A 20368-nucleotide genomic window follows, 5' to 3' on the forward strand; every position below is an offset into this window, starting at 1 on the left:
CCACATGGCCGATCAACCGGTTTCCCACCTGACGCTGGTGGTGGCGATGGATGCCCAGCGCGGCATCGGCGTCGACAACCGGCTGCCCTGGCACCTGCCGCAAGACCTGGCGCACTTCAAGCGCGTCACGCTCGGCCAGCCGGTGATCATGGGCCGCAAGACATTCGACTCGATCGGGCGCGCGCTGCCGGGCCGGCGCAACATCGTCGTCACCCGCAATCCGGACTGGTCGCATGCCGGCGTCGAAACGGCGCACTCGCTGCAGGACGCGGTGCGCCTGCTGGACGGCGCGCCGGCCAGCATCATCGGCGGCGCCCAGGTGTTCGCCGAGGCGATGGATCTCGCCGGGCGCATGATCGTCACCCACATCGAGCGCACCTACCGCTGCGACACCTTCTTCCCCGACATCGATCCGGCGCGCTGGACCGCCACCGCGCGCGAGTTGCAGCACGCACCCGAGGACGATCTCGATTTCTCCTTCGTCACCTACCAAAAAATTAAATAAACAGTATGTCCGGTTCCGGTTTTCACGTCCATGGCCCGCACGACCATGCGGTCGAACACGCCGCCCAGCACGGCGCCAACGATGGCTTCTCGAACAGGATCGCGGTGATGACCGCGGTGCTGGCCACGGTCGGCGCCATGTTCGGCTACATGGGCGGCGCCACCCAGAACGACGCCGCCCTCTTCAAGAACAACGCCGCCATCGCCAAGACGGCGGCGGCCGACGCCTGGAGCTATTACCAGGCCAAGTCGGTCAAGCAGAACGTCTCGGAACTGGCCGCCAGCCTGCCGGGCGTCGACCAGGCCAAATACAAGGCCCAGGCCGAGCGCTACGCCAGCGACAAGGCCGAGAACCGCAGGCAGGCGGAAAAGCTCGACCACGAATCCGACGTGTGGAACGAAAAGTCGGAAAAGTCGCTGCACACCCACCACCAGTGGGCGCTGGCCACCACCGCCGAGCAGATCGCCATCTCGCTGGCGGCGATCTCGCTGCTGACGCGGCGCCGCTGGCTGCTCAATGCCACCTATGCGGTGGCGGCGGTCGGCCTGGTGCTGGGATTGTTCGCCTGGTTGCACGTCGATCCGCTGGCGCTGCTGGCGGGAAGCGCGCACTAGAGGCACCTCGGCGCGCGGTTCCGCCAGCGCGATAAAAAGGAAAGCCCGCCGGCGCATGCATTGCGCCGGCGGGCTTCGTGTATCCAGGTCCGGCGGCGTCCGGGTCAGGCGCGGTTGCGGCGCGCGCGGCGGCGCATCAGACCCAGCAGGCCCAGTCCCAGGCCGAACGAGGCGATGGTCGCCGGTTCCGCCACCGCGGTGCTCGCCTTCGGGTTCAGGCCGTCGGTGCTGGCGAAGCTGGCGTAGTTACCGCTGCCGACCTTGTATTGCACCTGCTGGCTGGCGTCGCAGCAGTTTTCCAGGCCGTACAGGGTCAAGGTGTGGTTGCCTGCCGCCAGCGCGCTGGTGTACTGGAAGAACTGGGTGGTATCGGTGTAGCTGTTGGCGGTCCACATGTCGTTCGACTTGAACGAGACCGCCACGCCGTCCAGGAACAGCGCGCCGCCATAGCCGAAATCGACGCCGGCCCGCAGCGACCAGGTCGCGGCCGAGGCGACGTTGAAATCGACGGTGGTCTTCCAGGCGATGTTGCTGTAGGCGCCGAACAGGTCGCTGTTGTCGATGTTGTCCGCGCTCGCCAGCACCGCGGTGCCGTAGCCCGTGGTCTGGGTCTTGAGCGCGTTCTCGACCACGTTCTTGTAGGCAGCGGCGCTGGTCTGGGCGCCGGCGGCGCTGTATGCGGTGGAAACGGTGATCACGCTGGCGTTGGCGTGGAAGGCAGCGGCAGCGGCGAATGCGGCGAGGACGATCTTCGATTTCAGGTTCATGGCTTGGCTCAATATGGTAATTTGAGGAAACTAGTTTTTCTGAATGGCAATATAACATGGGATTTAGAAATATGCTTACTTCCATCAATTTTTTCATTTTCCTCACCAACCCCGTTGTACTTTGAGGCCCCGTATAGGTTCGTGCCTCCGCGATAGCCACATCGGCCCGCCGTGCGGCACCCAGTCAGCGTCCGTGCAGCCGCAAGGGTGCGCCGCATGCCAAACCGGTTCACCGGGCAGCCTCGTCCACAAGAGTGCGCCACCATTCGCCGCCCACGGTTACGCTCGCGGCTGGCCGGTCGCAGGCGCGCATAAGTTTTTTACCAAGCCGCACGCATTTCTGCGAAAATCCGCATTCATTTTTTTCGGTGCCGTGCCCGGCCAATTCCCATGGAAAGGGAGTTGGCGTGCGCGGCGCTTCGCTTTGGAGCTGTCGATGAAATTTCGTTTCCCTATCGTCATCATTGACGAGGATTTCCGTTCCGAGAACACCTCGGGCCTGGGCATTCGCGCGCTCGCGGCCGCGATGGAAAAAGAAGGCATGGAAGTGCTGGGACTGACGAGCTACGGCGACCTGTCGCAGTTCGCCCAGCAACAGTCGCGCGCCTCGGCCTTCGTGCTGTCGATCGACGACGAGGAATTCGGCGGCGGCACCGTCGAGGAAACCAACTTCGCCCTGGCCGCGCTGCGCGCCTTCGTGGCCGAGATCCGCCACAAGAACTCGGACATCCCGATCTATATCTACGGCGAGACCCGCACCAGCCGCCACATCCCGAACGACATCCTGAAGGAGCTGCACGGCTTCATCCACATGTTCGAGGACACGCCGGAATTCGTGGCGCGCCACATCATCCGCGAAGCCAAGGCCTATCTCGACAGCCTGGCGCCGCCGTTCTTCCGCGCGCTGGTCAACTACGCCAACGACGGTTCCTATTCGTGGCACTGCCCCGGCCACTCGGGCGGCGTCGCCTTCTTGAAGTCGCCGATCGGCCAGATGTTCCACCAGTTCTTCGGCGAGAACATGCTGCGCGCCGACGTCTGCAACGCGGTCGAGGAACTCGGCCAGCTGCTCGACCACACCGGCCCGGTCGCCAAGTCCGAGCGTAACGCCGCGCGCATCTACAACGCCGACCACTGCTACTTCGTCACCAACGGCACCTCGACCTCGAACAAGATGGTCTGGCACTCGACCGTGGCGCCGGGCGACATCGTGGTGGTCGACCGCAACTGCCACAAGTCGATCCTGCACTCGATCATCATGTGCGGCGCGATCCCCGTGTTCCTGATGCCGACCCGGAACAACCTCGGCATCATCGGCCCGATCCCGCTGTCCGAGTTCACGCCGGAATCCATCCAGCGCAAGATCGAAGCCAACCCGTTCGCGCGCGAGGCCAAGAACAAGAAGCCGCGCATCCTGACCATCACCCAGTCGACCTACGACGGCGTGGTCTACAACGTGGAAGTCCTGCGCGAACTCCTGGACGGCAAGATCGACACCCTGCACTTCGACGAAGCCTGGCTGCCGCACGCGACCTTCCACGACTTCTACAAGAACATGCACGCGATCGGCCGCGACCGCCCGCGCGCCAAGGAATCGATGATCTTCTCGACCCAGTCGACCCACAAGCTGCTGGCCGGCCTGTCGCAGGCCTCGCAGGTATTGGTGCGCGAATCCGAGACCGTGGCGCTAGACCAGGACGCCTTCAACGAGGCTTACCTGATGCACACCTCGACCTCGCCGCAGTATTCGATCATCGCCTCGTGCGACGTGGCCGCGGCCATGATGGAAGCGCCGGGCGGCACCGCGCTGGTCGAGGAATCGATCTTCGAGGCGCTCGACTTCCGCCGCGCCATGCAGAAGGTCGACGCCGAGTACGGCGACGACTGGTGGTTCAAGGTATGGGGCCCGCAAGTGTTTTCCGAGGAAGGCATCGGCACCCAGGCCGACTGGATGATCCACGCCGAGGACGACTGGCACGGCTTCGGCAGCCTGGCCGAGGGCTTCAACATGCTCGACCCGATCAAGGCCACCGTGGTGACCCCGGGCCTGTCGCTGGACGGCTCGTTCGGCGACTCCGGCATCCCGGCCTCGATCGTCACCAAGTACCTGGCCGAGCACGGTGTGATCATCGAGAAGTGCGGCCTGTACTCGTTCTTCATCATGTTCACCATCGGCATCACCAAGGGCCGCTGGAACACGCTGGTGACGGCGCTGCAGCAGTTCAAGGACGACTACGACAAGAACCAGCCGATGTGGCGCATCATGCCGGAATTCTGCGCCGCCAACCCGCGCTACGAATCCTGGGGCCTGCGCGACCTGTGCCAGCAGATCCACGATTTCTACAAATCGCGCGACGTGGCGCGCCTGACCACCGAGATGTATTTGTCGGACATGATCCCGGCGATGAAGCCGTCGGACGCCTTCGCCAAGATGGCGCACCGCGAGATCGAGCGCGTGGCGATCGAGGAACTGGAAGGCCGCATCACGGCGATCCTCCTGACCCCGTACCCGCCGGGCATTCCGCTCCTGATTCCGGGCGAGCGCTTCAACAAGATCATCGTCGACTACCTGCGCTTCGCGCGCGACTTCAACGAGCGCTTCCCGGGCTTCGAGACCGACGTGCACGGCCTGGTCAAGCGCGAGATGGACGGCAAGCGCGGTTACTTCGTGGATTGCGTCAAGCAGGATTGAGCGCCGGCCGGACGCGTGGACGGGGACCCCGCCTCGCCGGCCACGTCCACGCCACGCCCAACGCATCGACCGGTCACGAAAAAGGGAGGCCTCGGCCTCCCTTTCCGTTTTAGGTCTCCGGCAATGTCAAGTCTTCGGTAACGTGACGCCGCTCTGTCCCTGGTACTTGCCGCCGCGGTCCTTGTACGAGGTCTCGCACACTTCGTCGCTTTCGAAGAACAGCACCTGGGCGCAGCCCTCGCCGGCGTAGATCTTGGCCGGCAGCGGCGTGGTGTTCGAGAATTCCAGCGTCACGTAGCCTTCCCACTCCGGCTCGAACGGCGTCACGTTGACGATGATGCCGCAGCGCGCATAGGTCGACTTGCCCAGGCACACGGTCAGCACGTTGCGCGGGATGCGGAAGTATTCGATGGTGCGCGCCAGCGCGAACGAGTTCGGCGGGATAATGCAGACGTCGCTCTTCACGTCGACGAACGAATTCGAATCGAAGTTCTTCGGATCGACGATGGTGCTGTTGATGTTGGTGAAGACCTTGAACTCGTCGGCGCAGCGGATGTCGTAGCCGTACGAGGAGGTGCCCCACGAAATGATGCGGCGGCCGTCGCTCTCGCGCACCTGGTTGGGTGCGAACGGCTCGATCATGCCGTGCTCTTCCGCCATGCGGCGGATCCATTTGTCGCTCTTGATGCTCATCGTCGAACTGCTCTCGTAATGGGGAAGTGAAGCCCGCGATTCTACGCGAAAAGCGAACCGCGGTCGTGGGCCAGGCCCTGGCGGCTGCCCTGCATGCGTCCGCCGCCCTGCGCCAGCAGGCGCCCGATCATCTCGCGCGTGAGGTGCGCGGTCAGCTGCGGCGACTCCATCGGGTACAGGTGCGTCCCCTCGATCATCACCAGGTTGCGCCCCACCAGCTTGCGCGTGGCGGCCATGCCGGCCTGGCGCAGCTCCTCCGACTCGGTGCCGGCGATGAAGCCGATCGGCAGCGGATACGGCGCGCGCAGTACGCGTCCCATGTCGTGCGGCAGCGTGGCGTAGATGTCGGCTTCGATCTCGCGCGAGAAGCGCAGCTGCACGCCGTCCGGGTGCGGCACCAGGCCGTGCTGCAGGTAGTCGTCGAGCGCACCCGGCGCCCAGGCATGGAAGATGGACTTGGCGTGGAAGTGGTCGAACGCCGCCTCGCGCGACGGCCAGGTGGTGCGGCGGCGCTGCGCGATTCCGCCCGGCGACAGGCGCCGCCCCAGGCCGAGCGCCTTGGCCGCGTGCCAGGCCAGCGCGCGCCAGCCCGCCACCACCGGCGAATCGAGCATCACCACGCAGCGCGCCAGCTCGGGGCGGCGCCACGCAGCCAGCATGCCGATGGCGCCGCCCAGCGAGTGCCCGAGCAGGATCGCCGGCCGGTCGTACGCTGCCAGCTGGGCGATCAGTTCGTCCACCAGCGCATGCCAGTTGTCGCCGACCGGATAGCGCGGATCGTGGCCGAGCATGTCGGTCAGGCGCACGTCGAAATCGCGGCGCAGGTCATCGAGCATCCTGCCGTACGAGCCCGACGGATAGCTGTTCCCGTGCGTGAAGTGCAGCAGTGGTTTGGTCATGGCAGCGGCGGACGGAGTAAATACGAGGCGCCATTGTAATGGCTTTGCCGCGCCCGGCAACCTGGATTAGAAGGAAACACCTACACGCCGGCAAGGAAACCGCGCGGCGCGGCGTGCCCGCGCATCTTCTCAACGGCCCGGCGGCGGGCCGGGCGGACGCTCCTTGCGCAGCTGCTCGCGCTGTTCCGCGGTCAGCACGGCCAGCACCTGCGCATGGGTGCGCGCCTGCAGCACGATGCCGGCGGCGATGGCCTGGCCCAGGTTGCGCGCCAGGTTGCTGGCGCGGGTCTCGTCGAAGCTGCCGCTCTGTCCCATCTCGCGCAGCGCCTCGCGCGCCTTGCGTTCGGCCTTGTCCTGTTCGCGGCGCTGCGGCGCGGCCGCATGCATGACGGCGAACAGCTTGTCCTGCTGGGCTTCGCTCAGTTGCAGGCGATGCAGGCCGTGCATGCCGGACGGGCCGCCGTGACCGAAGGGCATGTCCGGACCAGGTGCTCCTGGTCCGTGTCCGCCGAAACCTTCATCCGGGCCGCCATCGGGCCCGCCGCCTTCACCGTGGCCGCGCCGGTCCGGGCCGTGGCCGTCCGGACCGCGCTCGTCCACGCCGCGCTCCGGGCGTGCGCCGGCGTCGCCGCCGGGAGCGTGCTCCATGGCGGCCGTCGATCCTGCTGCCGGCGCGGCGGCGTCGGCCGTGGCGAATGCGCAGGCGGGGTTGGCGAAGCAGGCGGCGGCCCCGGCGGCGAACAGCGCGGCCGCCACGGATTGGCGAGTGAATTTCATGTGTTACATCCTTGTCAGTTTGGAACGGCCATTCTCGTCGGCGCCCGTGTTAAGTGGTGTTAGTCCGTTGTAAATCGGGGTAAAGACATGCTCCTTCCAATCAGCAGGTTTCCCGGGTTTTGCTAAGATGCGAGCATGAACCAAGTACTGTTAATCGACGACGACACCGAGCTGGTCGGCATGTTCAGCGAATACCTGGAGCAGGAAGGCTTCCGCGTCAACTGCGCCCACGACGGCGAGACCGGCGCGCGCGAGGCCCTGAGCGGCCAGTACGCCATCGCCATCCTCGACGTGATGATGCCGCGCATGAACGGCATCGAGACGCTGCGCCGCATCCGCGCCGCCAGCCGCATGCCGGTGCTGATGCTGACCGGCCGCGGCGACGACGCCGACCGCATCCTGGGCCTGGAACTGGGCGCCGACGACTACGTCGCCAAGCCGTGCACGCCGCGCGAGCTGACGGCGCGCGTGCGCGCCATCCTGCGCCGCACCCAGCATTCGGCCAACGACGGTCCCGGCATCACGCTCACGGTCGGCAAGCTGACCATGCTGCCCGAGCAGCGCCGCGCCACCTGGGACAACCAGCCGCTGGAACTGACCAGCACCGAATTCAACCTGCTCGAAGTCCTGGCCAGGAACGCCGGCCGCCCGGTCAGCAAGAACGACCTGTCCGAGCAGGGCCTGGGCCGCCCGCTGGCGCGCTTCGACCGCAACATCGACGTCCACCTCAGCAGCCTGCGCCACAAGCTCGGCACCCTGTCCGACGGGCGTTCCTGCCTGCAGACCGTCTACCGTCTCGGCTACCAGCTGATCCGCGAATAGCGATGGGCCGGCTGTTCTGGAAGTTCTTCCTGTCCATCCTGCTGGCGCAGGTGGCCGCCACGATCGGCATCGGCGGCACCGTCTGGCTGCGCGACCAGGCGCGCCAGCGCGGCACCGAGCCGACGCTGGATGTCGGCCCGCCCGCCGTGATCATGCTGGACGCCGCCAAGGCCACGCTCAAGCACGCCGGCGTGGGCGGCCTGCGCGAACTGGCCGCCACCAGCCGGCGCGTGCGCCTGTTCGTGCTGGATGCGAGCGGCCACGAACTGCTGGGGCGCAGCGTGCCGGCCAAGCTGCGCGAGGAAGTCGAGCGCACGCTCGAAGGCCAGGGCCAGGCGCACGCGGTGGCGCGCCTGACCGCGCCGGACGGCCAGCGCTACCTGGCGTTCGCGTCGCGCATGCCGTATGGCGTACGCACGGGCACGGGCGGCGCTGCGGGCGAGAAAGCAAGCGACCAGGCGGCCGGGAGCAGCATGGACAAGGCCGGGATCGACAAGGCCGGCAGCGGCAATGCGGCGCCGGCGGGTACCGACGGCAGCGGCGCATCCCGGGGCGGCACGGCCGCGCAGCCGCCGCAGCGCGCCCGGCGCAGCAATGGCGGCAACGGCAGCGCCGGTGACGGCGGCGCCGATGGCGCCGACGCCGATCCAGGCAACGGGCCGGACGGCGCATTCGGCGGGGCGCCGGGCGCCGGATTCGGCGGTCCGCCTGCAGGCTTCGGCGGCGGACCCGGTTTCGGCGGCGATGGCGGCCCCGGCGGACCGGGCGGCCCCGGCATGGGTCCGGGCATGGGCGGCGGTATGTTCGGCCTGCCGCCCGACTTCGGCCGCCACATCGGCCGCTGGCTGCCGATCGTCGCCGCCACGCTGGCCAGCCTGCTGTTCGCCGTGCTGCTGGCCTGGTACTTCTCGCGGCCGATCCGGGCGCTGCGCAGCGCCTTCGAATCGGCCGCCGCCGGCGACCTGGCGCCCAAGTTCGCGGCGTCGACCTTCGCGGTCGGCGGCGACGAGCTGGCCGAACTCGGCCACGACTTCGACCGCATGAGCGCCCAGCTGCGCACCCTGATGGAAGGCCAGCGCCGCCTGCTGCACGACGTCTCGCACGAGCTGCGCTCGCCGCTGGCGCGCCTGCAGGCGGCGATCGGCCTGGCGCACCAGCAGCCGGACAAGGTGCACGCCTCGCTGGAGCGCATCGAGCGCGAGAGCGTGCGCATGGACCGCCTGGTGGGCGAGCTGCTGACCCTGTCGCGCCTGGAAGCCAGCAGCGCGCTGCCGGCCATCGACACCATCGACCTGGTCGAGATGGTCGACCAGATCGCCGACGATGCCCGCTTCGAGGCCGGCGCCCGCATCGACGTCGACGCGCCGGTGCCGGTGGCGGTGCGCGGCGCCCCCGACCTGCTGTGGAGCGCGGTCGAGAACATCATGCGCAACGCGGTCAAGCACGGCGGCGCCGACAATGCGGTCGAGGTGGCGCTGCATCCGGACCACGGCCAGGTGCACATCGAGGTGCTGGACCGCGGGCCGGGCATCGCCGAGGAGCATTTGGGCGACGTGTTCGAACCCTTCTTCCGCTCGAACCCGACCCGCAACAACGTCGACGGGCACGGCCTCGGCATGGCCATCGCCAAGCGCGTGGTGGACACCCACGGCGGCAGCATCACCGCCGCCAACCGCGAGGGCGGCGGGCTGCGCGTGACGATTTCCCTGCCGCGCGAGCTGCGGGAGCCGCAGGGCTAACCCGGCAGCGCCTCCGCCAGCGCCGCGCCGAACACGGTGCGGCGCCAGGCGTCGCGATTGCCGATCACCACCAGGCGCCGGCGCGCGCGCGTGACGGCGACGTTGACGATGTTCGGCCGGCTGCCGGCCCACTGGCGCGCGCGCCCGCTCCTGCCGCCCAGCACGAACAGCACCGTATCGCATTCCTTGCCCTGGAAGGTGTGGACCGTGCCGACGTGGGTCTTCAGCCACTCGGCCACCACCTCGTCGCCGGCGCCGCCGGCCCATTCGCGCTGGCGCTCGCGCAGCAGCGCGGCGACGCCGTCCGCCGCCGAGACGAACGGCGACACCACGAACAGGTCGGGCAGGCCGTGCGTGCCGGTGGTAGCGCCCTGGCGCCGGCAGCGCAGCACCAGCTCGAGCGCGGCCTGGCCCTCGGCGCGGTTGAAGTGGTCGACGAAGTCGTCGTTGTCGACGTGGATCCAGCGCGAAGGCCCGAGCAGCGGCCGTTCGGCGGTGGCGGCTGCCTCCTGGGCCGGGTCCATGCCGTCCACCATCTTGCCGTTGTAGGCGATCCGGTTCGACAGCGAGAACATCGGCTCGGCGCAGCGCCGGTGCACGCGCAGCGGCGAGCCGACCCACAGCGCCGCGCCGTCGTGCTGCACGACCTCGGCGCCGAAGCGGTTGCCGCGGTCGGCCAGGTGCTGCGCCGACCAGCGCGTGAGCGCATGCCGCTCGGGCGCGCCGTGGTGCGCCAGGATCGCCAGGTCGAGCTGCGCATCCATGCGGATCACCGGCTCCACCTGCAGCGGGTCGCCGACCACCAGCGCGCGCCTGGAGCGCCAGAACGCGCCCAGCGCGTGCGCCGGCACCGCCTGGCCGGCCTCGTCGACCAGCAGCAGGCCGAGCTGGCCCTCGCCCAGGTCCTTGAAGCAGCGCGCGAACGAGGCGAAGGTGCTCGACACCACCGGCACCACCATGAAGAAGGTGGCCCACAGGTGCGGCGCGATGGCGGGCAGGTGCGGCGCCAGGAACGGCTGCCCTTCCAGCATCGCCAGCGCCAGGCGGAAGTTGGTCTCGAAGGCCTTGCCCGCATTTTTCACGAAGGCGCGCTGCAGGCGCAGCGCTTCCACGAACAGCGCCGCGCGCGCCGCATGCAGGCGCGCATTGCTGCGCGGCAGGCGCTTGTGCTGCTCCTCCACCGGCAGCGCGGCGAAGGCGGCCGGATCGAACGCCGCTTCGCCGAGCGCGGCGCGCAGGCGCGTCCGTTCGCGTTCGAGCTCGAGGCCGGCCGCCTGCGCCGCCGCCTGCGCCGCCTGCGCCCCCTCGTGCGCGCGGCGCAGCTCGGCCGAACGCTGCTGGTACTGCAGCGCGCCGCGCTTGACCCCGGCCATTTCGGTGCGCAGCGCATCGCGGCCCTGGTCCAGCGCCCGGCGCTGCGCCTGGAAGCCGGCGTAGCCGCGCGTGCCCAGCAAGGCGCCGACGATGCGCCTGAAGAAGCCCCACGCGTCTTCCAGCCGGTCGTGCTCCGCCAGGTTGGCGTCGCGGCGCGCGCGGATGTCCTGTTCCCGGGTCTCCCAGACCTGCTCGGCCTGGCGCGCCGCGCCGTGGGCGGCGCCGGCCCGCTCCACCTCGGCGGCGGCGGCGTGCTGGCGCTTGCGCGCATCGCGCAGGGACGCGTCGAGGCGGTCGTAGGCCACGATCTCGGCCTGCAGCGCCTGCACCGCGTGCAGCGCCGCGGCGAAGCGCCGGCGCGCCGTGGTCCAGTCGGTTTCCTCAAGCGGCAAGCCTTCCAGCGCGCGCGCGATGCCGAACATGCCGTGCCGGCCCAGCTCGAACGCCGCCCGGTTGCGGTTGGCCTTCTTGCCGAGCGGGACCGAGATCAGGCCCCAGCTCTTCACCAGACCGGCCTGCGCGGCCTCCGTCTCGTCCTCGCCCTCGCCCGCCGCCTTCGGCGCCGGCGCCAGCACCGCGTCGGCGGTGGCGGCGAAATAATCGAAGGGCTGGCCGTCGACGCTGGCCAGGGCCGGGTCGATCCTGGCCGCGCTCGGCAGGTCGCGCGTGATGTTCTCGACGGCGTTGTTGTTGGAACTGGCGACCACGATGCCGAAGTCCAGCAGCCGCTCGTCGACGGCGAAGCTGCTGCCCGCCAGCGCCGCGCCACCGTTGAAGGCGGGGTAGGCGATCGTGCCCGGCCCCTTGGCGAAGGCCTGCGCCGGATCGTCGAAACCGGCCATCAGCGTGGCGCGCTCGACGATGCGGGCGGCGATCACGTCCATCAGCAGCGTGGTCTTGCCGGTGCCGGGCGGCCCGTTCACCGAAAAGATGCCGCCGTCGCGCACCGTCTCGAAGCAGCCGTTCACCGCCACCTGCTGCATCATGAACAGCGGGAAGCGCGACGGCCAGCGCCCGGCCGGAAAGCGCGCCGGATGCAGCAGCTGGTCGATCACGTCGAGCCGGGTGACGTCGATGCGCTGGCCGCCGGGCTTGTCGCGCGACCGCTCGCCGTCCAGGTAGCGCGCCACCTGCGGCGCGTACTCGCCGCGTTCGGCCGCGTCCGCGATGCGCTCGAGGTCCTCGACGTAGAACGAGTTAATCGGCGCCAGCTCGGGCGGATGGCGCAGCGGCTTGCCGTCCTTGCGCACGGTCGTCACGCGCTGCACGCACAACTGCTCGCGCGCCATCAGTTCGGCCGGCCCCCACGCCAGTTGCGCGCACAGGGTGTCGACCAGCGCGGCGAACCAGGCGCCGTCGACCCCGCCGCCGGCGCGCGCGGCGCGGTTGGCGGCAAAGTCGGCCAGCAGCGCCTCGAGTTCGTCGTGGCGCATGCGCGTGCCGTGCTTCTTCGCCGCGAAGGCGACGGCGAACGCCGCCACCTGCAGGGTATCGAGGTCGGGCATGCCGTGCGCGTCGACTTCGACCGCGCACAGGAAGGTACGGCCGCTGTCGGGGCGCGCCTGGTTGCCGTCGTAATGTTCGTCCGGCGCCGGCGGGCGGTATTGCGCGCGCAGCTCGTGTTCCAGGATGGCGCGGTCGACCAGGCCGAAGTAGACGAAATATTTGTGATCGTCGTTGAACAGGCCGGCCTGGCCGCGGCCGCGCGCCGGTTCGCGCGCATCGGCGGACGGCGGCTGTCCGGACTGTGCTTCCCACGGCATGCGGTCCTGGTAGCGGCAGGTCTTGATGCTGCCGTTGGCGCGCGTGCGCGGCAAGTCGGGATAGACAAGCGATTCGACCTCCAGCCAGTAGCGCACGGTGGGGAAATAGCTGTTGGTCATGCTGGGTGACGTGATCCATTCATAAGGGCGGCAATGTACCATTTAACCTGCATGGCGCGCGACTCTATTCGCCGCGGCGGCGCCTGCATACGGCAGGCGATTGTGTCCGATTGTTACCGCCGTCAACCCGCCGCGCATGACGGCGTTATCTGCGCATGCACGTACGTTCGTGTGCCCGTTTCGAGAACCGCATGAAAAAGAACCTGTTGATCGCCGCCCTGAGCATCGCCATCGCGGCGCCGGTATTCGCCCAGACCACCGTCCCCAACCCGATGGCGCCGGCCGCGGCTCCCGCGCACGCCGCGGCGCCCGCTGCTTCCGCCACGCCCGCCACGCCCGCCGCTGCGCCGGCGGGCAAGGCCAAGGCCGCGCCGATGGAACAGGCCGCGGGCGGCGGCGCCGGCAAGGTATGGGTGAACACCTCGAGCAAGGTGTATCACTGCGAAGGCGAAAAGTACTACGGCAAGACCAAGAAGGGCGAGTACCTGGCGGAAGCCGACGCCAAGGCCAAGGGCTACCACGGCGAGCACGGCAAGAGCTGCGCCAAATAAGCGCCGGCGGTCGCGCCCGGGACCGCCAGGGTTGGACCGCCGTCCTGCGCCGTCCTGTCAAGCTGCCTTAAGCCGCCTCATGGCGCCGGATTCATCCTGACGAGCGGGGTGGCGGCATCCATGGCCCGCAGTGAGGCCTCGCGCACCGGCCATGCGCGCACGCGTTCCGGACATTTCTGCAAGGCGGCGTCGATGTCGGCCTTGGGTTGGCCCGATAGCAGCAGCATGCCAGGCACCGGGACCTGAAAGCCCAGCAGGTGCCGGCCATGCTCGCTGGTCAGCTTCAGTTTGCCCACATCGGTGATCTCTCCCGGCTTCACAATGAATGCGAGATTGAACTCGCTGGCGCGCTTGAACGAATACGCGATGCCGCCAATGAAATAGGTGAACCCGTAAAAGCCGTAGCTTCCAGGCCGGAGCGGCACGCAAAAGCGCTTGCCCTTTTCAGCGCGCTCGGCGCGCTCGTAGTCGAATACCTGCCGCTGGAAGGTGGGGACACCGTAGTTGCCAATCGCCACGCTGTCTTCCCATGTCTTGTCGGCGCTGCGAAACTGAAGCAGCTGGGCATCGTACTCGTTCACGCAGCTGGCATCCGCGGGCTTGCACTGAATCGCAAAGGTGCCGACGACGTAGCCGCGCCCCGCTTCGGGAATATCGGCGACACGCTGCTGCTGTCGCTCTTCGATGGTGGAACAGCCGCCGAGCAGCAGCGCTGCTGCCACGCCGGCGATCGATAAACGGTAGTGCATGATGTCATCTCCACGTCAAAAAGATGACCTCATTATAATTGCATGTTCAATAACTTTGTAAATGGTCTGCCGTCATGCCCCCCGCATACCAGTAACGGGCGTGCGCGCTGCGGTAGGCTTCCACCGTCACGGCTGCATCCACGTCGAACGTCACGGCGCCGCTGGTGTCGGTGCGCAGGCGCTCGATGCCCAGCATCCGGTAACGCTCGTAGACCTCGGCCTTGGGATGGCGGTAACGGTTGCGGTACCCCACCTGGAAGATGCCGATCGACGGCCGCACCGCCTGCAAAAAGGCCGGCGTGGACGAGGTGCCGCTGCCGTGGTGCGGCGCCAGCAGCACGTCGGCGCGCAGCGCCTGCGCTCGATCCGCCACCAGGCCGGCTTCCTGCGCCGCCTCGATGTCGCCCGCCAGCAGCAACGCATGCGTGGCATTGACGATGCGCAGCACGCAGCTGCGCGCATTCGCCTTCAGGCCGGCGTCGCCATAACTCGACGGCGCCGGATGCAGCATCTCGAAGCGGATGCCGTCCCACTCCCAGCGCTGGCCGGCCATGCAATGCAGGTGGCGCGGCGCCGCCCGCGCGATCGCGTGCTCTTCACCGAGCGACGACGCCAGCCAGCCGACCTCGAGTTCCCCCAGCAGCGCCAGGGCGCCGCCGGTGTGATCGAGGTCGCCATGGCTGACCACGATGCCGTCCAGCGCCCCGATGCCGCGCATGCGCAGGTACGGCAGGATCACGCGGCTGCCGGCATCCGCGCCGGGCGCATAGGCCGGGCCGGTGTCGTACAGCAGGCGGTGGCCCGCGGTCTCGACCAGCAGCGCCATGCCCTGGCCGACGTCGAAGGCGGTGACGCGCACGCTGCCTGCCGGCGGGTGATCGGGCAGGTGCAGCAGCAAGGGCAGCCAGGCGATCGCGCCGCTCCAGCGCAGCGGCCAGCCGCGCGGCATCAACAGCCACAGCGTGCCGCCCAGCGCCAGCAGGAATACCCAGGCCTGCGGCGCCGGTGCGCGCCATACCGCCAGCGGCAGTCCCGCCATCCAGCCCAGCAGCCAGGCCAGCGCCGCGACCGCCGCGTGCGCCAGCGCCAGCAGCCAGCCGCACAACGGATCGGGCAGCAGGCTGCCGGCCAGTGCCAGCGGCGTGACCACGAAGCTCACCAGCGGGATCGCCACCGCATTCGCCAGCGGACTGACCAGCGATACCTGGCCGAACAGCAGCATCGTCAGCGGCACCAGGCCGAGCGTCACCGCCCACTGCGTGTGCCCCGCCCCCAGCAGCGTGCCGCACAGGCCGCGCAGCGGCGGATTGATGCGGCCATGGCCGGCGAACAGGATCATCGCCACCGCGCCGAACGACAGCCAGAAGCCCGGCCACAACACCGCCCAGGGGTCCAGCAGCAGCACTACGCCGAGCGCCGCGCACAGCACGTGCGAGACCGCCGTCAGCCGTCCGCTCCACAGCGCCAGCGCCACCACCGACAGCATGTACAAGGTGCGCTGGGCCGGCACCCCGAAGCCGGCCAGCAGCACGTACAGCAGCGCGGTGACGGCGCCGGCCAGCGCCGCCACCTTCTGCGCCGGCAGCAGCAGCGGCAACTGGGCATCGGTGAAGAACGAGCGCCGCCACAGCGCCGAGGCGCCGAGTGCCGCAAGCCCGGCGATCATCGTGATGTGCAATCCCGAGATCGAAACCAGGTGGCCGATGCCGGTGCGGTTGAACACCTGCCAGTCGGCCTGGTCGATGCCGCGCTGGTCGCCGATCACCAGCGCGACGATGACGCCGGCGTACTGGCGCCCCGCCAGCGCGCGCAGGATGCGTTCGCGCAGCCAGGCGCGGCAGCGCTCGACCACGCCCGGCAGGCTGGGCGCGAACTCGTCCAGCAGGACCGCCGCCGGCACTCCTGCCGCAGCGCGCCCGGTGCGCACGTAGCCGGTGGCGCGCACGCCCTGTTCCAGCAGCCAGGCTTCGTAGTCGAAGCCGCCGGGATTGGCGTTGCCGTGCGGGCGCTGCAGGCGCACCGTCAACTGCCAGCGCTGGCCGGGCTCGATCTCGGGCAGCGCGTCTTGCGCGGACACGCTGGACGCCGCAGCGGCGCGGCCGGACGCGCCGCGCGGGTTGGCATACCAGGACAGCGCCACGCGCGGCGGCGCGGCCGCGCCCGCCGTGAGCGTGCGCTCGACCAGGAAGTTGAAACGCACGCCCTGCTCGAAGCTGGCCGGCAGGTTGTCGACCACGCCGACGATGGCCAGGTCGCGCCCTTCGTCGGTGGCCGCCAGCATTGGCGCCAATGCGCGCTGCGCCAGCAGCGCGGCCCATGCGTAACCGGACAAGCCGCCGGCGGCCGCGAGCATCAGGACCACAGCGGCGGCGCCACGCAAACGAGACGGGGCTGCGCGGCGGACAAACGCGGCCAATATCGACAGCGCCAGTGCGGCTGCGGCGCAGCCGGCCAGCGACAGTGCCGCCGGCAGGGACGACGCCTGCTGCAGCCAGAACACGCCGGCGGCAAACCCCAGGATCAGGCAGCGCATGCGTGCCGGGCGCCCGGCGCCGTGCAGGATGGCGCAGCGCAGGATGGCGCCACGGACGAAGACGCCGGCATGGATGCGACGCGCGCCCTCACGCCAGCGCCGGCGGCTCGCCGAGGATGCCGGCGGCGGCGACGTCGGCCGGCGCCGTTTCCCGCGGCGGCGCCGGCTCCATCTGCCGCACCAGCTGCCACACGCTGCGGCGCCGGATCGCTTCCGGTCCCGCCGCGTGTCCGAACACGCTGGCCGGCACCTGGAAGGTTGCCGCCGGCAGCAGGCTGCCGTGCGCGAACCAGCGCGTGCCGTCCAGCGCGTGCGATTCCTCGCAACGCCACCAGCCGCTCGCCGGACAAGGCTCGCCGGTACGCACCTGGGTGCCGAGCAGTGCCACCGGCGGCTTGCCGGCGCCGGCATCGCCCGGCATGGGCGGCATCCCGGGCTGCGCCAGCGCCACCAGCGGCACCATGCGCGGCCACAGGCGCTTGTCGACCAGCTTCCAGGCGGCCAGGCGCTCCGGCTCGACGCTGGACTGGATGCGCCGCACCTTTTGCCACAGCGTCTGCCTTGGCAGCAGCAGCGGCTGCGGCATGCGCTCGCCCTTGCGGATGTACTGCACCTGGCCGCCCTGCACGCCGACATCGGGGCCGCCTTCGTTGCATTGCCACCAGCCGGATTGCGGGCAGGTGTCGCCGGCGCTGGCGACCGCGCCCAGTTTCGGTCCCGGCGGCTCGGCCGGCCCGGATGGTCCGGAGGGCGGCGGGCCGCCCGGGCGCAGGCGGATGCTGGACGAGATGCAGTCCCACAGCGCCAGCACGGCGTCTTCGTGCAGGCTCGAATCGCGCGGCTTGCCGCCCGGCTCGGCGCTGATCCCCGCATGCAGCTCGAGCGACAGGAAAGGCCGCAAGGGATCGTCCTTGACGCCCTGCGCTTCCCACACGAAGCCGAAGGTGGTGGCGAAGTTGAACTCGCGCACGCGTTCCAGCACTTCCTCGCCGGCGAGCGCGTCGATGTCGCGCTTGCCGGTGCGCAGCCTGGTCACGCGCAGCAGTTCGTCGGCGCCGGCGTCGGCGTCCATGTCGGCGTAGCGTTCCAGGAGGGTGCGGCTGGTGCCGCCGCCGGGCAGGCTTGCGAATGCCATGCCGAGGTCGGGGTGATCGGGCAGGCCGATGTGCATGGCGATGTGCTCGGTCTTGTGTGGAGGCAGCGGTTCGGCGAATACTGCGCGCCCGATGCAGAAGCCGGCTACTGCGGGAATGTCGTCTTCGCCGCGCAACCGAAGACGCGCAAGGAGTGCTTCGGCCGCGCGCGCGCTTGTTTCGTCTGCAAACTTTGCCGAGAGAGAGAAACTCCAACCTTCCTTGTGGGCGTGAACCTCGACCGACACCCATTCGGTGTCGATTCGGCGCTCTCCTTCGAAATAGTAACTACGTGTACGCCCATAAACCAGGCTGCGGCCCGCCATACCGGGTATTGCCAGGTCGCGCGCTTCAAGCATGCCGCTCGTTCTCCTTGCAGGGTCTTTTGCGGCTTGTGCATCGATATCGGCTGCGCGCGCTGCCACGCGCTCGTGAAATGCCGTTTCGCTTTCTTCCCTCTTTTCGATTTCGAATCCATCGATCATTTCGCGAGAAAGACTCACTTCCGCCTGGACCGGTACGTCGACCAGGAACCGCCCGACACATACCGTTTTCATGTTTTCAGTCATTTTCGCTACCTCGGATCTGTCCCGCATGCTGCGAATCTGGCTGGCCCCCCAACTCCCCGCGCAGACCAGGGCCGCCAGCAAGACGATGACTCCGCGCCATCCGTGTTTCCTTATTCGCATCATGGCAACTTTTAATGCCGCTTGGCGATCGAATGATGGGCGTATGGCAGGAGGGATTGCGCTGGAATATCGATCAGCAAACGGCCAACGCACAAAGCCTTGTCGGTTCCGGTCATCCTCGTCACCCCAGTTCGGTCGTGGACACGGTGACTCTGGCCTGCTGGCCAGCGTCCCGCACACGCGAGAATCGCCAGCAGGACGACAAGCATCCACCATCCAGGTTTGCGCATCCGCTTCATGGCAGTGTCTGCACGATCTTGACGATAAGATGGCGAGTCAGCAACAAAATGGCATCGTCGTTGAAGGCGCCTTGGTGATCGAAACCACGCATTTCGAATACTTGTCGAACCTTGCCGGTCGGTCCTGCTCCCGACTGCTGCGGCACCGTACCGTCACCAGCCGCATCCTGGCGCGCCGGAATGAACTGCAGGTCGGTACGCTGTTCGACACGGACACGCCGGCTACCTGACGTGCCATAGCCGGCCTGGGCTGCCTTTCGCAGATTTGCTTCCGTAAACACTGCGCCTTTTTTAGGATCGCGCGCAACCCAGCGCACGGCACCGAACGACATGTGTTGCGGATCGGCGCCATAGAAACCATAGCTGTTCGGGTGGTAATAGGAACCTAACATTTCCCGATGAAAACGTTCCGCGTTGTCGATCGCATTCAGTATGCCTTGAGTCGCCTTGAGTACACTGCCGCCATATTTGTTTGCCGGGTCGGCCAACGTCGGATCGACCAACCTGTACCAGGACGCCATGTCGCGATACAAGTCATATGGATTTTCGGTCGGCAAGTGCACCACGTCGCGCCCCGTGTCTTTGTTGTTGACCTGGCTGACGATGTAGACGTGCAGCCAGGGCTGCGGATACAGGTGATTCGGCAGCAGTTGCAGCGCACCGGGCGAAGTCGCCATGACGGCCATCGTTGCCTCGCGCGTCGAACCCAGAATGTCGGCCACGCATTCGGCTTCCTTGTCGGCGATCTTGCCGTTGCCGGGGCTGGACGCCTCGGTGCCGCAGGCGATGCGGCGATAGCACACGGGCGCGCCTAGCGCCGGCATCACGCCATGGACAATGCCCAGGATCTGGTCCGGTATCTGCTTGGCGCAGGCGCGCGCCACCAGGCCGCCCATCGAATGCGTCACCAGGATCACCTGCTTGCAGTCGTGTCGGCAACCCTTCCAGAACGCAATGATCTTTTGGATGCGATCGCGCAGGATATTGGCCGAATCTTCGCAGGATTCCAGCCAGTTGTAGCCGCATGCGTACACCGGATAATGGTAATCGGCATGCTTTTCCAGCTCCTGTTCGGTGACGTGATCGATCGCGCGCACGCCCCAGCGCGCCGGATCGCATTCCATCACGTCCTTCCAGTGGCGCCGCACGACGCGCGGCTGGTCGGGTGCATGCTCTTCGAAGGTACGGTTCAGGCAAATGCTCAAGCCGTACAGCAATTTGCCGTAGGAATCCCAATGGACTTCGCCCCAGCCGCGCTTGCGCACTTCTTCCATCGACGTGCCGTAGCTGCCCGCATCGCCCGGCAGATCGATCTCGCCGCGGGTGTCGACTTCCAGCGTCGCCCCGTCCAGGATCTGTTGGCGCATCTTGGCGCTACGCGCCTTCCACAGGCGGGCTGCGGTCAACCCGGCGAGAGTCCCGTTCGGCGCCCGCCACGCCTCTTCGCCCGGATTGAGCGCCTTGTTGGCGCGCCTGGCCGGACTGGTCGCCGCCCGCAGGTTCGATCCCATGATCCCCGGCACCACGATCACCGGCACCACCTTCTTCGACGGCATGGTGAACAGGCCGCGCGTGGTGAACGAGGTCGGGGTCAGCATCGTTTGCCCGGTCCAGCTGCCGTCGGATTGCGGGATGAGGTTGGGCAAGGGGCGAACGGGATCGGCCATGCGCGCTCCGTATGGTGAAGTGGATGAATGTTGGACGACTGG

15 protein-coding genes are annotated in these 20368 nt (G+C 68.2%); 6 read left to right on the forward strand and 9 right to left on the reverse strand.

All coding sequences use genetic code 11. From position 1 onward, the window contains the following. The first annotated feature begins 4 nt into the window (after positions 1-4). A complete protein-coding gene (locus HH212_RS23155) occupies positions 5-505 on the forward strand; it encodes a dihydrofolate reductase (protein ID WP_170204642.1) in 501 nt (166 codons plus the stop codon). 5 nt (positions 506-510) lie between these two features. Beyond that, positions 511-1119, forward strand: coding sequence for a DUF4337 domain-containing protein (locus tag HH212_RS23160; protein WP_170204643.1), 609 nt, complete (start codon positions 511-513; stop codon positions 1117-1119). 104 nt (positions 1120-1223) lie between these two features. On the opposite strand, the gene HH212_RS23165 is transcribed toward HH212_RS23160, so the two are convergent. Continuing rightward, on the reverse strand, positions 1224-1886 hold the full coding sequence (locus HH212_RS23165; RefSeq protein ID WP_170204644.1) for a CCXG family PEP-CTERM protein: 663 nt from the start codon (positions 1884-1886) through the stop codon (positions 1224-1226). 436 nt (positions 1887-2322) lie between these two features. Between HH212_RS23165 and HH212_RS23170 the strand changes: the two genes are divergently transcribed. Next, positions 2323-4578 carry an arginine/lysine/ornithine decarboxylase gene (locus HH212_RS23170; protein WP_170204645.1) on the forward strand — a complete coding sequence of 752 codons (2256 nt, stop codon included), beginning with the start codon at positions 2323-2325 and terminating at the stop codon, positions 4576-4578. A gap of 126 nt (positions 4579-4704) precedes the next feature. Here the strand turns inward: HH212_RS23170 and dcd are convergent, their stop codons facing one another. The 3 genes from dcd to HH212_RS23185 all read right to left on the reverse strand — a co-directional run bounded on the left by dcd (position 4705) and on the right by HH212_RS23185 (position 6947). Further along, positions 4705-5271 carry a dCTP deaminase gene (gene dcd, locus HH212_RS23175; RefSeq protein ID WP_170204646.1) on the reverse strand — a complete coding sequence of 189 codons (567 nt, stop codon included), beginning with the start codon at positions 5269-5271 and terminating at the stop codon, positions 4705-4707. Positions 5272-5312: 41 nt separating this feature from the next. Beyond that, the gene (locus HH212_RS23180; protein WP_170204647.1) at positions 5313-6170 is read right to left on the reverse strand and encodes an alpha/beta hydrolase; all 858 of its coding nucleotides are present in this window, start codon (positions 6168-6170) and stop codon (positions 5313-5315) included. 129 nt (positions 6171-6299) lie between these two features. Further along, positions 6300-6947, reverse strand: a complete 648-nt coding sequence (locus HH212_RS23185; protein ID WP_170204648.1) for a Spy/CpxP family protein refolding chaperone — start codon at positions 6945-6947, stop codon at positions 6300-6302. A 135-nt stretch (positions 6948-7082) separates the two neighbouring features. Here HH212_RS23185 and HH212_RS23190 point away from each other — a divergent pair, with 135 nt between their 5' ends. After that, positions 7083-7769 carry a response regulator transcription factor gene (locus HH212_RS23190; protein WP_170204649.1) on the forward strand — a complete coding sequence of 229 codons (687 nt, stop codon included), beginning with the start codon at positions 7083-7085 and terminating at the stop codon, positions 7767-7769. 2 nt (positions 7770-7771) lie between these two features. After that, positions 7772-9508, forward strand: coding sequence for a sensor histidine kinase (locus HH212_RS23195; RefSeq protein ID WP_170204650.1), 1737 nt, complete (start codon positions 7772-7774; stop codon positions 9506-9508). Here HH212_RS23195 and HH212_RS23200 read toward each other — a convergent pair. Beyond that, a complete protein-coding gene (locus tag HH212_RS23200; protein WP_170204651.1) occupies positions 9505-12765 on the reverse strand; it encodes a DEAD/DEAH box helicase in 3261 nt (1086 codons plus the stop codon). The two genes, HH212_RS23195 and HH212_RS23200, sit on opposite strands and share 4 nt — an antisense overlap. A 191-nt stretch (positions 12766-12956) precedes the next feature. Between HH212_RS23200 and HH212_RS23205 the strand changes: the two genes are divergently transcribed. Continuing rightward, on the forward strand, positions 12957-13316 hold the full coding sequence (locus HH212_RS23205) for a hypothetical protein (RefSeq protein ID WP_211172400.1): 360 nt from the start codon (positions 12957-12959) through the stop codon (positions 13314-13316). Between the two features lie 77 nt (positions 13317-13393). On the opposite strand, the gene HH212_RS23210 is transcribed toward HH212_RS23205, so the two are convergent. From HH212_RS23210 to HH212_RS23225, 4 genes are all read right to left on the reverse strand, one after another. Next, complete coding sequence (locus HH212_RS23210) at positions 13394-14065, reverse strand: hypothetical protein (protein WP_170204652.1); 672 nt, start codon at positions 14063-14065, stop codon at positions 13394-13396. A 46-nt stretch (positions 14066-14111) separates the two neighbouring features. Then, on the reverse strand, positions 14112-16598 hold the full coding sequence (locus HH212_RS23215; RefSeq protein WP_170204653.1) for a DNA internalization-related competence protein ComEC/Rec2: 2487 nt from the start codon (positions 16596-16598) through the stop codon (positions 14112-14114). Positions 16599-16686: 88 nt separating this feature from the next. Next, a complete protein-coding gene (locus HH212_RS27860; protein ID WP_370663889.1) occupies positions 16687-18636 on the reverse strand; it encodes a T6SS immunity protein Tli4 family protein in 1950 nt (649 codons plus the stop codon). A 19-nt stretch (positions 18637-18655) separates the two neighbouring features. Then, a complete protein-coding gene (locus tag HH212_RS23225; RefSeq protein WP_170204655.1) occupies positions 18656-20326 on the reverse strand; it encodes an esterase/lipase family protein in 1671 nt (556 codons plus the stop codon). Between the last annotated feature and the right edge of the window lie 42 nt (positions 20327-20368).

This window comes from Massilia forsythiae (genome assembly GCF_012849555.1).
GTDB lineage: Bacteria > Pseudomonadota > Gammaproteobacteria > Burkholderiales > Burkholderiaceae_D > Telluria > Telluria forsythiae.

What these genes read in the sequence shown, in the direction of transcription:
- HH212_RS23185 (WP_170204648.1), bottom strand. Translation starts at nt 6,947, where the DNA reads ATGAAATTCACTCGCCAATCCGTGGCGGCCGCGCTGTTCGCCGCCGGG.
- HH212_RS23155 (WP_170204642.1), top strand. Translation starts at nt 5, where the DNA reads ATGGCCGATCAACCGGTTTCCCACCTGACGCTGGTGGTGGCGATGGAT.
- HH212_RS23210 (WP_170204652.1), bottom strand. Translation starts at nt 14,065, where the DNA reads ATGCACTACCGTTTATCGATCGCCGGCGTGGCAGCAGCGCTGCTGCTC.
- dcd (WP_170204646.1), bottom strand. Translation starts at nt 5,271, where the DNA reads ATGAGCATCAAGAGCGACAAATGGATCCGCCGCATGGCGGAAGAGCAC.
- HH212_RS23160 (WP_170204643.1), top strand. Translation starts at nt 511, where the DNA reads ATGTCCGGTTCCGGTTTTCACGTCCATGGCCCGCACGACCATGCGGTC.
- HH212_RS23225 (WP_170204655.1), bottom strand. Translation starts at nt 20,326, where the DNA reads ATGGCCGATCCCGTTCGCCCCTTGCCCAACCTCATCCCGCAATCCGAC.
- HH212_RS23200 (WP_170204651.1), bottom strand. Translation starts at nt 12,765, where the DNA reads ATGACCAACAGCTATTTCCCCACCGTGCGCTACTGGCTGGAGGTCGAA.
- HH212_RS23165 (WP_170204644.1), bottom strand. Translation starts at nt 1,886, where the DNA reads ATGAACCTGAAATCGAAGATCGTCCTCGCCGCATTCGCCGCTGCCGCT.
- HH212_RS23170 (WP_170204645.1), top strand. Translation starts at nt 2,323, where the DNA reads ATGAAATTTCGTTTCCCTATCGTCATCATTGACGAGGATTTCCGTTCC.
- HH212_RS23190 (WP_170204649.1), top strand. Translation starts at nt 7,083, where the DNA reads ATGAACCAAGTACTGTTAATCGACGACGACACCGAGCTGGTCGGCATG.
- HH212_RS23195 (WP_170204650.1), top strand. Translation starts at nt 7,772, where the DNA reads ATGGGCCGGCTGTTCTGGAAGTTCTTCCTGTCCATCCTGCTGGCGCAG.
- HH212_RS23205 (WP_211172400.1), top strand. Translation starts at nt 12,957, where the DNA reads ATGAAAAAGAACCTGTTGATCGCCGCCCTGAGCATCGCCATCGCGGCG.
- HH212_RS23180 (WP_170204647.1), bottom strand. Translation starts at nt 6,170, where the DNA reads ATGACCAAACCACTGCTGCACTTCACGCACGGGAACAGCTATCCGTCG.
- HH212_RS27860 (WP_370663889.1), bottom strand. Translation starts at nt 18,636, where the DNA reads ATGGTGGATGCTTGTCGTCCTGCTGGCGATTCTCGCGTGTGCGGGACG.
- HH212_RS23215 (WP_170204653.1), bottom strand. Translation starts at nt 16,598, where the DNA reads ATGCGCTGCCTGATCCTGGGGTTTGCCGCCGGCGTGTTCTGGCTGCAG.